12 protein-coding genes are annotated in these 13,007 nt (G+C 61.7%); 6 read left to right on the top strand and 6 right to left on the bottom strand.

Features of this window, described 5'->3' with window-relative positions:
* Positions 1 to 4: 4 nt before the first annotated feature.
* The 4 genes from nuoN (at position 5) to FD715_RS04790 (ending at position 4,737) form a co-directional block, all read left to right on the top strand.
* Positions 5 to 1,441 (top strand): NADH-quinone oxidoreductase subunit NuoN, encoded by a 1,437-nt coding sequence (gene nuoN / locus FD715_RS04805; protein ID WP_147106025.1) that lies wholly within the window; start codon positions 5 to 7, stop codon positions 1,439 to 1,441.
* Positions 1,442 to 1,527: 86 nt separating this feature from the next.
* A complete protein-coding gene (locus FD715_RS04800) occupies positions 1,528 to 2,277 on the top strand; it encodes a biotin--[acetyl-CoA-carboxylase] ligase (protein WP_147106022.1) in 750 nt (249 codons plus the stop codon).
* Between the two features lie 11 nt (positions 2,278 to 2,288).
* On the top strand, positions 2,289 to 3,062 hold the full coding sequence (locus tag FD715_RS04795) for a type III pantothenate kinase (protein ID WP_147106019.1): 774 nt from the start codon (positions 2,289 to 2,291) through the stop codon (positions 3,060 to 3,062).
* Between the two features lie 4 nt (positions 3,063 to 3,066).
* The gene (locus FD715_RS04790; RefSeq protein WP_147106016.1) at positions 3,067 to 4,737 is read left to right on the top strand and encodes a ribonuclease J; all 1,671 of its coding nucleotides are present in this window, start codon (positions 3,067 to 3,069) and stop codon (positions 4,735 to 4,737) included.
* A gap of 42 nt (positions 4,738 to 4,779) precedes the next feature.
* Here FD715_RS04790 and FD715_RS04785 read toward each other — a convergent pair whose 3' ends face one another.
* The 4 genes from FD715_RS04785 to FD715_RS04770 all read right to left on the bottom strand — a co-directional run bounded on the left by FD715_RS04785 (position 4,780) and on the right by FD715_RS04770 (position 9,586).
* On the bottom strand, positions 4,780 to 6,180 hold the full coding sequence (locus FD715_RS04785) for a DEAD/DEAH box helicase (RefSeq protein ID WP_147106013.1): 1,401 nt from the start codon (positions 6,178 to 6,180) through the stop codon (positions 4,780 to 4,782).
* Positions 6,181 to 6,304: 124 nt separating this feature from the next.
* Positions 6,305 to 7,237 (bottom strand): glycosyltransferase family 2 protein, encoded by a 933-nt coding sequence (locus tag FD715_RS04780; protein WP_147106010.1) that lies wholly within the window; start codon positions 7,235 to 7,237, stop codon positions 6,305 to 6,307.
* Positions 7,234 to 7,971, bottom strand: a complete 738-nt coding sequence (locus FD715_RS04775) for a hypothetical protein (protein WP_147106007.1) — start codon at positions 7,969 to 7,971, stop codon at positions 7,234 to 7,236. The genes FD715_RS04780 and FD715_RS04775 overlap by 4 nt, the downstream gene beginning before the upstream one ends.
* Before the next feature lie 4 nt (positions 7,972 to 7,975).
* Entirely contained in the window at positions 7,976 to 9,586 is a 1,611-nt protein-coding gene (locus tag FD715_RS04770) for a peptide chain release factor 3 (protein ID WP_147106004.1), read from the bottom strand.
* A 175-nt stretch (positions 9,587 to 9,761) separates the two neighbouring features.
* Here FD715_RS04770 and FD715_RS04765 point away from each other — a divergent pair, with 175 nt between their 5' ends.
* A complete protein-coding gene (locus tag FD715_RS04765) occupies positions 9,762 to 10,127 on the top strand; it encodes a nuclear transport factor 2 family protein (RefSeq protein WP_147106001.1) in 366 nt (121 codons plus the stop codon).
* Between the two features lie 6 nt (positions 10,128 to 10,133).
* Here FD715_RS04765 and FD715_RS04760 read toward each other — a convergent pair whose 3' ends face one another.
* Together FD715_RS04760 and FD715_RS04755 are read right to left on the bottom strand one after the other, a co-directional pair.
* Positions 10,134 to 10,973 (bottom strand): universal stress protein, encoded by an 840-nt coding sequence (locus tag FD715_RS04760; protein WP_147105999.1) that lies wholly within the window; start codon positions 10,971 to 10,973, stop codon positions 10,134 to 10,136.
* A gap of 84 nt (positions 10,974 to 11,057) precedes the next feature.
* Positions 11,058 to 12,059: a Hint domain-containing protein gene (locus FD715_RS04755; RefSeq protein ID WP_147105996.1), complete on the bottom strand. Its 1,002-nt coding sequence runs from the start codon at positions 12,057 to 12,059 to the stop codon at positions 11,058 to 11,060.
* A gap of 135 nt (positions 12,060 to 12,194) precedes the next feature.
* Here FD715_RS04755 and FD715_RS04750 point away from each other — a divergent pair, with 135 nt between their 5' ends.
* The gene (locus tag FD715_RS04750; protein ID WP_147105993.1) at positions 12,195 to 12,974 is read left to right on the top strand and encodes an SDR family oxidoreductase; all 780 of its coding nucleotides are present in this window, start codon (positions 12,195 to 12,197) and stop codon (positions 12,972 to 12,974) included.
* Positions 12,975 to 13,007 lie beyond the last annotated feature (33 nt).

Below are 13,007 nucleotides of genomic sequence, written 5' to 3'. Positions count from 1 at the left end.
ACGGATGTCTGCTGATCTGACCATCATCCTGCCCGAGATCCTGCTGGCGGTGTTCGCCATGCTGGGCCTGATCGGCGCGGTGTATACGTCCAAGGACGATCTTGCCTCGCCGCTGTTGTGGGCCACGTCGGCGGTATTCCTGGCCGTTGCTGCGTGGATCGGGTTCACGGGCGAGGGCACGAATGTGGCCTTTGGCGGTATGTTCATCGACGACGGGTTCTCGCGCTTTGCCAAGGTGACGATCCTGGTGTCGGCCGCTGCCGTGCTGTTGATGAGCGAGGGGTACATGTCGCAGCGCGGTCTCTTGCGCTTTGAGTACCCGATGCTGGTCGCGTTGGCCGCCGTGGGCATGATGACCATGGTGTCGGCCGGCGATCTGATGGCGCTTTTTATGGGCCTCGAACTACAGTCGCTAGCTCTGTACGTCGTGGCGTCGCTGCGCCGTGACAGCGTCAAATCGACCGAGGCGGGCTTGAAGTATTTCGTGCTGGGAGCGCTGTCCTCGGGCCTGCTGCTCTATGGAGCGTCGCTGGTCTATGGCTATGCGGGCACCACGCTGTTCTCGGGCATCGTTCAGGTTGCGGAAGAGGGCGTTTCGCTGGGCCTGCTCTTTGGCCTCGTGTTCTTGATGGCAGGTTTCGCCTTCAAGGTCTCTGCCGTGCCGTTCCATATGTGGACACCGGACGTCTACGAAGGTTCTCCCACGCCGGTCACAGCCTTCTTCGCAACCGCACCCAAGGTCGCGGCCATGGCGCTTTTTGCGCGCGTGATGCACGACGCCTTTGGCGGTGCGGTCGCGGACTGGCAGCAGGTCATGGCACTGTTGTCGGTGCTGTCCATGTTCCTTGGTGCTTTTGCCGCGATTGGCCAGACCAACATCAAGCGACTGATGGCGTTTTCGTCCATCGCCCATATGGGCTATGCGCTGATGGGGCTCGCCTCTGGCACCGCGCTCGGGGTTGAGGCGATGCTCGTCTACATGGCGATCTACGTCACCATGAATATTGGCACATTCGCCTTTATTCTGATGATGGAGAAGGACGGCCAGCCTGTCGTCGAAATCTCATCGCTCAAGATGTATGCCAAGCGCGAACCGGGCAAGGCGTGGGCCATGCTGTTCCTGATGTTCTCGCTGGCCGGTGTGCCGCCGATGCTGGGGTTCTTCGGCAAGTTTTATGTGCTGCGCGCGGCCTATGAGGGCGGGCTGGTGTGGCTGGCCATCGCGGGTGTGATCGCTTCGGTCATTGGTGCCTACTATTACCTGCGCATCGTCTACTACATGTTCTTCGGAGAGACGCAGGATGAGGGCCTGAATGGCGGCAAGTCCCCGATCCTTTGGGCGATGCTGATGGGGTCGGCAGCGGTGATGCTATTCGGGATCATCAACATGTTCGGTGTGGATACGGCGGCGGCGGCCGCGGCGCTGACATTGGTGAACTAGGCGCCTATGGCAAATCGGCCCTTCCTTCTCGGTGGCAAAGCCACCTGTCAGGCAGTGGGGCAGGATTTTGGGGAAACAGCGAAGTCATGAGCGCTTGGCCTTCAGGGTACGGGCGGCGTGTGTTGCCATCGGTGGACTCGACGCTGAGTGAGGCGGCGCGTATCGCATCCGATCTGTCTGGCCCCGAGTGGATTTTGGCGCTGAGCCAGACGTCGGCACGCGGTCGGCGTGGGCGGGCGTGGTCGATGCTTGAGGGCAACTTTGCTGGCACGCTGGTTCTTCCGTTGGAGGAAGCGCCGGGGCAAGCCGCCTTGCGATCCTTTGTCATGTCGCTTGCCTTGCGGGACGCCTTTGTCGCGGCGACCGGGCGCGAGGATGCCTTTGCGCTGAAGTGGCCCAATGATGTGCTTCTGCGCGGCGGCAAGGTTGCCGGGATCCTGCTGGAAAGCATCGGCAGCGGTGCCGGTATCACGCATCTGGCGATCGGGATCGGGATCAACCTGGCTGCGGCTCCGACAGCGAGCGAGGTAGAAGAAGGGGCCGTACCACCTGCTGCGCTGAAAGCGACGCTCGGCACCATCATCTCGCCCGAAGACTTTCTCGACCTCTTGGCCACCGCCTACGCCCGCTATGAGGATCAGTTCCGCACCTATGGCTTTGCGCCAATCCGGACAGCGTGGCTGGCCCATGCGGCGCGGTTGGGGGAGCCGATCAAGGCGCGCACCACGCGGGACGAGTACATCGGCACTTTCGTGGACGTGGACGGCGATGGCCAACTTGTTCTAGAGACGGCCAAAGGCCGGATGACCATCCCGGCAGGCGACGTTTACTTCTGAGGGGGCAGGCCATGCTTCTGACCATCGACTGCGGCAACACGAACACCGTGTTTTCGATTTGGGACGGGACGCAATTCCTGGCCACTTGGCGCACCTCGACCGAGTGGCAGCGGACGGCGGATCAGTACTATGTCTGGCTGTCGACGCTGATGGAGTTCCAGAAGCTGGATGTGGAGATCACGGATGTGATCATCTCGTCCACTGTGCCGCGCGTTGTCTTTAACCTGCGGGTTCTGTGCGACCGTTATTTCAATTGTCGGCCCTACGTTGTGGGCAAATCTGATTGCCTGTTGCCCGCGCCACCACGGGTGGACGAGGGGACGCAGATTGGCCCCGACCGGTTGGTGAACACGGCAGGCGCATATGATCGGTGCGGCGGCGACCTGATCGTGGTGGACTTTGGGACGGCAACGACTTTTGATGTGGTGGCCTCTGACGGCGCCTATGTGGGCGGCGTGATCGCGCCCGGCGTGAACCTTAGCCTTGAGGCGCTGCACTCGGCCGCTGCCGCCCTGCCGCATGTGGATATCACTAAGCCGCAGGCCGTTGTGGGCACCAATACGGTCGCCTGCATGCAGTCCGGCGTGTTTTGGGGTTACGTGGGCCTTGTCCGTGAGATATGTGCCAGAATTAAAGCGGAGCGCGACCGCGACATGCGCGTGATCTCGACAGGGGGGCTGGCCCCGCTGTTCCAACAGTCCGAAACGCTGTTTGACGACTTTCAAGACGATTTGACGATGCATGGCCTGACGGTCATCCATCGCTTTAACAAGGAAAACAACTGAACTTATGAGCAGTGAACGTTTGGTCTACCTGCCCCTTGGTGGGGCGGGTGAAATTGGTATGAATGCCTATGTGTACGGGTACGGGCCGCAGGATGCCGAGCGGCTGATCGTTGTCGATCTGGGCGTGGCCTTTCCGGATATGGACAGCTCGCCCGGTGTGGATCTGATCCTGCCGGACATCGCGTGGCTTGCGGAGCGGAAGGACCGCATCGACGGCATCTTTGTCACGCACGCACACGAGGATCACGTGGGCGCGGTTGCCCACACCTATGACCAGCTTGGCGCACCGATCTATGCGCGGCCCTTCACCGCGAATATCGCGCGGCGGAAGATGGACGAACACGGACACCCCGACGACGCCGTGCGTGTTGTGGCGGGCTGGCCCGATCAGGTGCAGGCAGGGCCGTTCAAGGTGGGCTTTCTGCCGATGTCCCATTCGATCCCGGAAAGTGCCGGTCTGATCATCGACAGCCCCGAGGGCCGCGTGATCCATTCCGGAGACTTCAAGCTGGACCCGACCCCTGTGGTGGGTGAACCCTTTGACCCGGACCTGTGGGCCGAGGTGAGCAAGGAAGGGGTGAAGGCGCTGATCTGCGACAGCACCAACGTCTTTTCGCAGCATCCCGGTCGGTCTGAACTGTCGGTGGGGCCGGAGATCGAGAAGCTGGTGCGCGGGCATCAGACGGGGATGGTTGTGGCGACGACCTTCGCCTCGAACGTGGCGCGGGTGAAGACGCTGGCGGAGGCGGGTGTCGCTGCTGGGCGGTCTATCGTTCTGTTGGGCCGCGCGATGCGCCGAATGATTGAAGCGGCCATTGAGACGGGCGTGCTGACTGATTTCCCGACCGTTGTCAGCCCCGAGGATGCGAAAAGCATCCCGCGCGAAAACCTGATGTTGCTGGTGACTGGTTCGCAGGGCGAGCGCCGTGCAGCCTCCGCTCAGTTGGCGAATGGCAAGTATATGGGGCTGGAGTTGAAGGAGGGGGATCTGTTCCTGTTTTCCTCCAAGACCATTCCGGGCAATGAAAAAGGTGTGATCCGCATCATCAACCAGCTCTCTGAGAAGGGTGTGGATGTGGTTGATGATTCCTCGGGTCTTTATCACGTGTCGGGCCATGCCAACGGCCCGGATCTGGAGCGGTTACAGGACATCGTGAACCCGCAGATCGTGGTGCCGATGCACGGCGAACACCGGCACTTGCGTGCGCATGTGAAGCTGGCCGAGGGCAAGGGCCGCACGGGTGTGCTGGCTGTGAACGGAATGATGATTGACCTGTCGGGCAACGCACCGACCGTGGCTGAGTACATAGAGACAGGACGTACATATCTGGACGGTGCGGTGCAGATCGGCGCGCTGGACGGTGTTGTCCGCGACCGCATCCGCATGGCGCTGAACGGGCATGTGCTGGTGACGCTGATCCTTGATGAAGAGGATGAGCCGCTAGGCGAGCCGTGGTGCGAGCTGATGGGGCTGGCAGAGACGGGGCGGTCGAAGGCCGCGCTGGTCGAGGTGCTGGAAGAGGATCTGGGTCAGTTCCTGGGCCGGGCCGATGCCAAGACCTTGCGTGACGACGACAGCCTGACTGAAGCATTGCGCCGGATCGTCCGCAAGTCAGCGCAGGATGAGATCGGCAAGAAGCCTGAAGTGACCGTGGTGATCAGCCGGATGCATTGAAAAAGGCGGACCAAGGTCCGCCTTACAATTGCGTGGCGCCGGTTAGCTGGCCATGCGCTCTTCGAAGCTCAGGCCGATGAAGCTGGGGGTGTGATCGCCCAGGCCCACGACCTTGTTCGTGCTGCGATCATCGCGTGACGACGACGAACGGCTGCGGCCGGAAGAGGAGCGGCTGCGGGATGACTTCGTCTCTTCGTTGGTCGCTGTGGTTTCTACCGTCTCTTCGGTTTTCGAAGAGGACCGGCTGCGTGTGGACTTCGGCTTGTCGTCCTTCGCTTCGGCCGGTTTTGTTGGTTTCACCGGGTTGTCGAGGCGCGGGATTTCTTTTTGGATCAGCTTTTCGACCGCGTCGAACTGCTTTTCATCGCGCGGCACGCAGATGGTGATCGCCTTGCCCTCACGACCTGCGCGGCCCGTCCGGCCAATGCGGTGCACGTAATCCTCGGGGTGGCCGGGGACGTCGAAGTTGAACACGTGGCTGACCGACGGGACATCGAGCCCGCGTGCAGCGACGTCAGAGGCCACGAGGATACGCAGCTCCCCATTGCGAAACCCTTCGAGCGTGCGGGTGCGTTGTGACTGGTCGAGGTCCCCGTGGATCGGAGCGGCATCATATTTGTACTTTTTCAGTGATTTGGCGACAATATCCACATCCGTCTTGCGGTTGCAGAAGATAATCGCGTTGGTCAGCTTCTCGCCCTCGGCGTCGATCAGGCCGCGCAGTACCTTGCGCTTTTCGGACGCCTCGCGGTCCTTGCGCGAGCCTTTGAACATGACCACACCCTGTTCAATCGTCTCGGACGCCGTGGCTTGACGGGCCACTTCGATGCGTTCGGGGTTCGACAGGAAGGTGTTGGTGATCCGCTCGATCTCGGGTGCCATGGTGGCGGAGAAGAACAGGGTTTGGCGAGTAAACGGCGTGAGACCGAAGATGCGTTCGATGTCGGGGATAAAGCCCATGTCGAGCATCCGGTCGGCTTCATCCACGACCATGACCTTGACGTCGTTCAGGATCAGCTTGCCGCGCTCGAAATGATCGAGCAGACGACCGGGCGTGGCGATCAGCACGTCGACGCCTTTATCGATCAGGATGTCCTGTTCCTTGAAGCTGACACCGCCGATCAGCAGCGCCTTGGTCAGTTTGACATGCTTGGCATAGGTGTCGAAGTTTTCGGCCACCTGGGCGGCGAGTTCGCGTGTGGGGCACAGCACAAGGCTGCGCGGCATCCGCGCGCGGGCGCGCCCACGGGCCAATTGCGTGATGAGCGGTAGGGTAAAGCTGGCTGTCTTTCCTGTGCCGGTCTGGGCGATGCCAAGGACGTCGCGCCCCTCAAGTGCTGCAGGAATCGCGCCTGCCTGAATGGGCGTCGGGTTTTCATACCCGGCTTCGTCGATGGCTTTCAGGACCTTTGAATTCAGGTTCAGATCAGAGAATTTTGTCATGTACGTCCGTAGGTTGCGGACACTGACTTGGCCCGCTGCGTCTGATGATGTCGGCCCGATTGGCCCAAGCGGGGGCACGGTGCCCCGACATGCTGCGCGTGCATAGCAAAGCCGCCGCGTTCCGTCAAACGGGCGCGTCGGGGAAGTGACGTGCGACTTTGGTGTCGAGGTCCAGATCGACGATGCGCAGCGCACCGTGCGCTTGCAACCGTGCGCGCATGTCCGGGCTGTCGCCGATCACTTCGTCGTAGAATGCGCGTAGGCCGTTTTCGCCCTCGTTGGCCTCGAGATAGGTAAAGAGGTCATGCAGTGTCATGCCGCCATTTTCGGGTTTTGTCGCGGATTTCAGCTCGGCGCGATACGATCCTTTGTCCAGCCGGTACGCGTAGGCCGCGCGCCAGGCGTCCCATGATTTTGCGTGGCAATGCGCAAGCGCTATATCGGGCAGCTCGATCGCGTTGGGCAGTATGGCGTCGTTCTGGAATGCGTTGTGGATGCGGATCTGAGTGTCTGGCAATCCCGTGCGGACAAAGAGTTTTCCGGCGACGTGACTGAGAAAGCCACCCGCGAGGTGCTGACCGAAGGTGGGGTATAGTGCGCGAACGGTTCTGCGCCGATCCTTGCCTGCGGGCAGGAACGCCTTGAAGGCACTGTCTGACCCGCCCAGCAATTCCATGGGCCTGATGCGGGCAAGACGCTGGCTGTCCCCCAATGCGTTCAGGTGGTCGGAGACAGGCTGGTCCGACACGAGAAACTCATCCGCATCCATGTGGATCAGCCAGTCCACCTCGGCCCCGCGGTTGTAGGCATGCGTGGCATTCATCGTTTGACGGGCCTGGTGCTTGAACGGTCGCCGCCCACCCAGTTTCTTCCAATGCGCGGCATCGCAGATCTGGACCCGCACTTTCGGGTGTCCTTTCAGTAGGTTGAAGGCCGTCTGATTGTCGTCATCCAGATAGATGTACAGCCGATGCGCGCCCATTTCGATGTGGTGTGCCGCAAAGCGCAGAATGTCGGCTGTGCGCGCCAGAATGGTTGATGACAGTCCCCAGGTCATTCGTTGCCCTTGTAGGATTGCATGCGCGCGAACACCGTGGCGCGGTCGGTCATGACCATGCGAAGCATCCGCATGGCAAGAGGCCGTATGGTCGTGTCGCGTTCAGTCAGTTGCCACAGGCGGGCTAGAAGAACCTTGTCCAGATCGCCCTTTTCGATCGAATAGGGTGGCATGTCGAGGCCGAGGGGCGGGCGGTACTTGTGGCGCACGAATTTCACTTTCTCATGGCCGGGCTTGCCCGTGCATCTGCGTTCACTGTCATGCAGTTTGACCAGATCAAACAGGACGGACAGCCCCATGCCAAGGGCCCGCTGGTCCCCGGTTTCGCCACAATCGGCAAAGGTGGTGGCGGTGGAGATCAACCACCGGACGGACAGAATGTCGGCGAGCCTTTGACCTTCCTCCCGCCAGAGACGGAAGAAAAGTGGCAGCGCATGTGCGGGCGGGGCATCACGCCGCGAGATGGCAATCAGCAGAGCGTGAAGGTGCAGGATTTGCGGTGCGCCTTTGAATTCTTTCTGTAATTCCAGGTGCTTGCGCCGAACGTCGTAGCGCGGTGTGTCTGAGTATTTGAGTGTCGTGGCAGGTACCATTTGGTCCCAAAGCGCTGCCAGATCCGTATCCAGTGGGGGCACAAGGTCGGCGGCATTGTCAAAGGGGCGTTGCCGCTTTTCCAGAAACCGCATGAGCGCAGCATAGTCACCCGCATAGATCGGGTTGTCGCCTGTGCCCATACCCTCAGACCATCATTTCCTTGGTCGCACTGAGCGTTACGTCCGGATAATCGCGCGCCACGCGGTCGATGTCCCATTGCAGGCGCGTGAGGTAGACGATGTCGCCGTCGTGGTCGTGGCTGATATGCTGCTTGTTGCTTTCCGTAAATTTATCAACGGCTTGTTTGTCACCGCTCACCCAGCGGGCGGAGGTGAATTGCGATTGTTCGAACCGCACGGGCAGCCCGTATTCCAGTTCGATCCGGCTGGCGAGCACTTCGAATTGCAGAGCACCCACGACGCCCACGATGAAGCCGGAGCCGATGGACGGCTTGAAGACTTTTGCGGCACCTTCCTCGGCAAATTGCATCAGCGCCTTTTCAAGGTGCTTCGCCTTCAGCGGATCACCCGCGCGGACGCCTTGCAACAGTTCAGGCGCAAAGCTGGGGATACCCGTTACACGCAAAGCTTCGCCTTCGGTTAACGTGTCGCCGATGCGCAGTTGACCGTGGTTCGGGATGCCGATGATGTCGCCGGCCCATGCCTCTTCCGCAAGTTCACGGTCGGAGGCAAGGAACATGACGGGGTTTGAGATGGCCATCGGTTTCTTGGACCGCACATGGGTCAATTTCATGCCCCGTTTGAAGTGCCCCGACGCCATGCGGAGGAAGGCGACGCGGTCGCGGTGCTTGGGGTCCATGTTGGCTTGGACTTTGAAGACAAAGCCGGAAACCTTTGATTCTTCCGGCGAAATCTGGCGGGGTTCGGCCGATTGGACCTGTGGTTCGGGGCCGTAGTTCGCGATACCGTCCATCAGTTCCTTGACGCCGAAGGAGTTGATGGCGGAGCCGAACCAGATGGGGGTGAGCGTGCCTTGGAGCATCGCTTCGGGGTCCAGCGGGGGCAGCAGCTCGCGGGCCATTTCCAGCTCTTCACGCAGTTGGTTCAGCTGTGCTTCGGGCACGTGGTCGGCCAGCTTGGGGTCGTCCAAGCTGTTGATTTCAATGCTTTCCGCGACCTTGTTGCGGTCGGCGCGATCCATCAGTTCGAGACGGTCGCGCAGGATGTCGTAGCAGCCGATGAAGTCGCGGCCCATGCCGATGGGCCAGCTTGCCGGCGTCACGTCGATGGCCAGGTTTTCCTGAATTTCGTCAATGATCTCAAAGACGTCGCGGCTTTCGCGGTCCATCTTATTGCAAAAGGTCAGGATCGGCAGGTCGCGCAAGCGGCAGACCTCGAACAGCTTTTGGGTCTGGCTTTCGACGCCCTTGGCCCCGTCGATGACCATGATCGCAGCGTCCACTGCGGTGAGCGTGCGATAGGTATCTTCGGAGAAGTCGGAGTGGCCGGGCGTGTCGACAAGATTGAACCGGAACGTATTGGTTTTGCTTGTGAAATCGAAGGACATGGCAGAGGCTGAGACAGAGATGCCACGGTCTTTTTCCATCGCCATGAAGTCGGAGCGGGTGCGCCGTGCTTCGCCCTTGGCCCGGACCTGTCCAGCCATCTGGATGGCGCCGCCAAACAGAAGGAATTTTTCGGTCAGGGTCGTCTTTCCCGCGTCGGGGTGCGAGATGATCGCAAAGGTCCGGCGGCGGGCGATTTCGGGGGGCAATTCGGGGCGATTGTCTAGCATGAGCGCCGTATATCGGGGCCGTTGCGGCTGGGCAAGAAGCGCGGAAAAGGCATGTACCATGCGTGCACAAGGTGTGCACAGAGTATGCACCGCTGTGGTGCATCCGGGGTCTGCTGTCAAAAACTGGCAGCGGCCGGACTTAAGGTGTCGCCATCACCCAACGAAAGGATACCCCATGTCACTGAACGATGTTGCCAAGGAACTGGTTGCCGGTTGCCGCGAGGGTCGTGAGGCCGAGAACCTGGAGAAGCTCTATGCGCCGGATGCCGTGTCGGTCGAGGCCATGGATATGGGGCAGGGGCGCGAGACCCATGGCCTGGAGGGGATCCGGGGCAAACATGCCTGGTGGGAGGGTATGTTCGAGGTGATGGACGCCAGTGTGTCCGATCCCTTTCCCCATGGCGAAGACCGTTTTGCCGTGACCTTCGCCGTGAAGGCCAAGAACAAGGAGACGGGCGAGGTCACCGACATGAACGAGGTGGCCGTCTATCACGTCGCGGATGGTAAGATCACCCGCGAGGAGTTTTTCTACGGCGCCTAAGCGCCTTTAAGGCCGCGCGATCAGCACATCACAGGGCGGGTCGCGCATCAGGTCCGTGGCCAGCGATCCGAGCAGGCTGCGAGCCGACCCGACCCGTCCATGTGCGCCGACGGCGACGAGGTCGATGTCACCCAGTTCGACCTTGCTGCGCAGGATCGGCAGCGGAGATCCGGGCAGGATTTCGATGTCGGACATGTGTGCGGTGGGCAGCGTTTCGGAGGCAAGCCAGCTGCGCGCCGACGCCTCTGCCTCTTTGCGGAAGGAGGCCTCGATCGCGTCGCCTGCGGCTTGCGTGCGCGAGAGGCGGCCCGCATAGGGCACGTTCAGGGCGTGGACGGGGTGGATCTTGGCCTCGTCTGCGATGGCGTGGGCCATACGGATCGCGCCGCTGCTGGCCGGAGAGAAGTCGCAGGCGGCGATGACGTTGACATAGTGATGGTCCGCCCGGTCCGTGACCAGCAGCACGGGCGTCGCCGTATGCCGCACGATGCGCTGCATCGTTGTTTCCCGCAACAGGTCGAGGAACGGGCGCACGCGGTGCGTGCCCATAACAAGCAAATCGATGCCGCCTGCACAGGCGTGCAGGATGTCTGTCGTGGGATCGCCCGGCTCTGCCTTGATCGTGACATTGACGCCGACACAGACCGAGCCCACAAACCGTTCAAGCGCTGCGCGTGTCTTGGCGTGGAGCGTGTCGATCACCTCGGCTGGCATGGCGTCGTCCATCACCGTAAGCACCGTCAGCGCCGCGCCGTGCGCACGAGCGATATGGGCGGCGCGGCGCACGGCCCTGTCCGAGCGCGTGGACAGATCGGTGGCAACCAGGATCGAGGTCAGCTTGGTCATCGAAGTCTCCGTTCCAGATAGGTGAATCCGGTATGGAGCACGGGCGGTCAGCGCGGGTTGATCTGCGTCAAACGGGTCCGTTTTTCAGCGGGTTGAGGCGCGGCGCAGCAGCTCAGCCGCGTCGGGGCGGTCCAGCAGGTTTTCGGTCACATCAAGGCCAGACAGCCCGGTGTCCGTGTGCGCCGTGAGCCGGGCCGACACCTCGTCCGGCAGGGCCGGTTTGGTGCGGGTGTCGATCAGCATGGATTCGGCGGCGATCCCTTCGGCATAGATGATCTGGTGCGTGTCGAAGAGCAGTTCGAAATAGTCGACAAAGCCGCCATCCTGCACCGTTACGCTGTCGCCGTTCACGAGGTGCCGCGCCTTGACCAGGAGTTCAGAGCGCCCCGCGCCAAGACGATCCTTGCGCTGGTAGATGAAGAGCCGGTGATCGGGCGAAACGATCAGGTCGCGGTCGTTGTTCAGGGTGCCCGCGCGGATACAGATCGGGGCGAAGTCGCCCGTGGCCCGCACCGTGGACTGGCCGACCCATCGCACCTCTTGCACGCCGTCATTGCGGGTCAGGATACGGTCACCGACCGCAAGCTCTTCGATGGGTTTCTGGGCGCCGGAGGCCATGGTGATGTGGGTGCCGCGCGTGAAGCGCGCGCAGGCGAGGTGGGCAAACTTCGTCCGCGCCTCGGTCCGGTCGATGCCGACGAGGTTGTAGGGGGTGCGCGGTCTGAGCCCGGCAAGCGGCAGGAGGTAGATGTTGGCGATATGCGCCTCGTCATCGACTTCGACCAGCACGATGGCGTCGGTGATCTGTCCGTCGGGCGACATGAGTGTCAGAGCGCAGTCGAGGTGGATCGCCGCCCCCGGAACGCCGCATTCACTGCCGTTGCCCACGATCATGTGCGCTGTGTCGCTGGCGTGCAGGGACAGCCGCAAGGGGTGGGCGCGGGCCGACAGGGTATAGACATCGTCAAGCATCAGCTCGTCAGCACAGGCCAGCGCGTCGCCCAGGTTGGCCCCCTGGCTGACCACAAAGCTGGCCGCCCGGTAGACAGGCACGCTTTGCGCGGGCGTGAAATTGCTGTGTTGCATGAGGAGGCCTGATGAAACGTCTATGTCTTTTAACGTAGAATTGTGACCGGTATCGGTCAACGGTCCGGCCTTTTGCTGGCGCATTGGTGCAGGTGGCGTTACCTCTTGGCATCACAAGCGAATGGGAGAGCGTTCATGGATCTGGGAATCGCGGGTAAGCGGGCGGTTATTTGTGCATCGTCAAAGGGTTTGGGTCTGGGCTGCGCCGAGGCGTTGGCCGAAGCGGGTGTGCATCTGGTGATGAATGCGCGCGGGGTTGAGGCGCTGGACGCGTCGGCCGAGGCCATTCGCGCGGCGCATGGGGTCGAGGTTGCGACGGTGGCGGCGGATGTGACGACGGCTGAGGGTCAGGCCGCGCTGATCGAGGCCGCAGGTGACGCGGACATCCTCGTGAACAATGCAGGTGGTCCGCCTCCGGGCATGTGGCATGACTGGGACCGGGATGATTTCATTGCGGCGCTTGATGCCAACATGCTGGCCCCGATTGCGCTGATCAAGGCGCTGGTGCCCGGCATGATGGATCGCGGCTGGGGCCGGGTGGTCAACATCACCTCGCAATCGGTCAAGGCGCCCATTCCCGTTTTGGGTCTGTCCAACTCGGCGCGTGCGGGCTTGACGGGTTACGTCGCTGGCACCTCGCGTCAGGTGGCAAATAAGGGTGTCACCATCAACAATCTATTGCCGGGCATTCATGCCACCGACAGGGCTGATGCGCTTGATGGCGGTGTGATGAAGGCCAAGGGGATCACGTTGGAGGAGGCGCGGGCGCAGCGTGCAGCGACGATCCCAGCGGGTCGATATGGGACGCGGGAAGAGTTCGGCGCGGCGTGTGCGTTCCTATGTTCGCAGCATGCCGGATTTATTGTGGGGCAAAACCTGCTGGTGGATGGCGGGGCAACCGTTGCGACCATATAGGCGCGACTGATGCCAAAGGCTGTCAGTGGCGCT

The organism is Tateyamaria sp. syn59 (assembly GCF_007995245.1).
In the GTDB taxonomy this organism is placed as follows: domain Bacteria; phylum Pseudomonadota; class Alphaproteobacteria; order Rhodobacterales; family Rhodobacteraceae; genus Tateyamaria.
Note: the sequence above shows the minus strand (reverse complement) of the source record. Positions and strands in the feature narration are given on the sequence as shown.

Excerpts from the sequence above, each read along its gene's own strand:
- nuoN (WP_147106025.1), top strand. The coding sequence starts at position 5 with ATGTCTGCTGATCTGACCATCATCCTGCCCGAGATCCTGCTGGCGGTG.
- FD715_RS04800 (WP_147106022.1), top strand. The coding sequence starts at position 1,528 with ATGAGCGCTTGGCCTTCAGGGTACGGGCGGCGTGTGTTGCCATCGGTG.
- FD715_RS04795 (WP_147106019.1), top strand. The coding sequence starts at position 2,289 with ATGCTTCTGACCATCGACTGCGGCAACACGAACACCGTGTTTTCGATT.
- FD715_RS04790 (WP_147106016.1), top strand. The coding sequence starts at position 3,067 with ATGAGCAGTGAACGTTTGGTCTACCTGCCCCTTGGTGGGGCGGGTGAA.
- FD715_RS04785 (WP_147106013.1), bottom strand. The coding sequence starts at position 6,180 with ATGACAAAATTCTCTGATCTGAACCTGAATTCAAAGGTCCTGAAAGCC.
- FD715_RS04780 (WP_147106010.1), bottom strand. The coding sequence starts at position 7,237 with ATGACCTGGGGACTGTCATCAACCATTCTGGCGCGCACAGCCGACATT.
- FD715_RS04775 (WP_147106007.1), bottom strand. The coding sequence starts at position 7,971 with ATGGGCACAGGCGACAACCCGATCTATGCGGGTGACTATGCTGCGCTC.
- FD715_RS04770 (WP_147106004.1), bottom strand. The coding sequence starts at position 9,586 with ATGCTAGACAATCGCCCCGAATTGCCCCCCGAAATCGCCCGCCGCCGG.
- FD715_RS04765 (WP_147106001.1), top strand. The coding sequence starts at position 9,762 with ATGTCACTGAACGATGTTGCCAAGGAACTGGTTGCCGGTTGCCGCGAG.
- FD715_RS04760 (WP_147105999.1), bottom strand. The coding sequence starts at position 10,973 with ATGACCAAGCTGACCTCGATCCTGGTTGCCACCGATCTGTCCACGCGC.
- FD715_RS04755 (WP_147105996.1), bottom strand. The coding sequence starts at position 12,059 with ATGCAACACAGCAATTTCACGCCCGCGCAAAGCGTGCCTGTCTACCGG.
- FD715_RS04750 (WP_147105993.1), top strand. The coding sequence starts at position 12,195 with ATGGATCTGGGAATCGCGGGTAAGCGGGCGGTTATTTGTGCATCGTCA.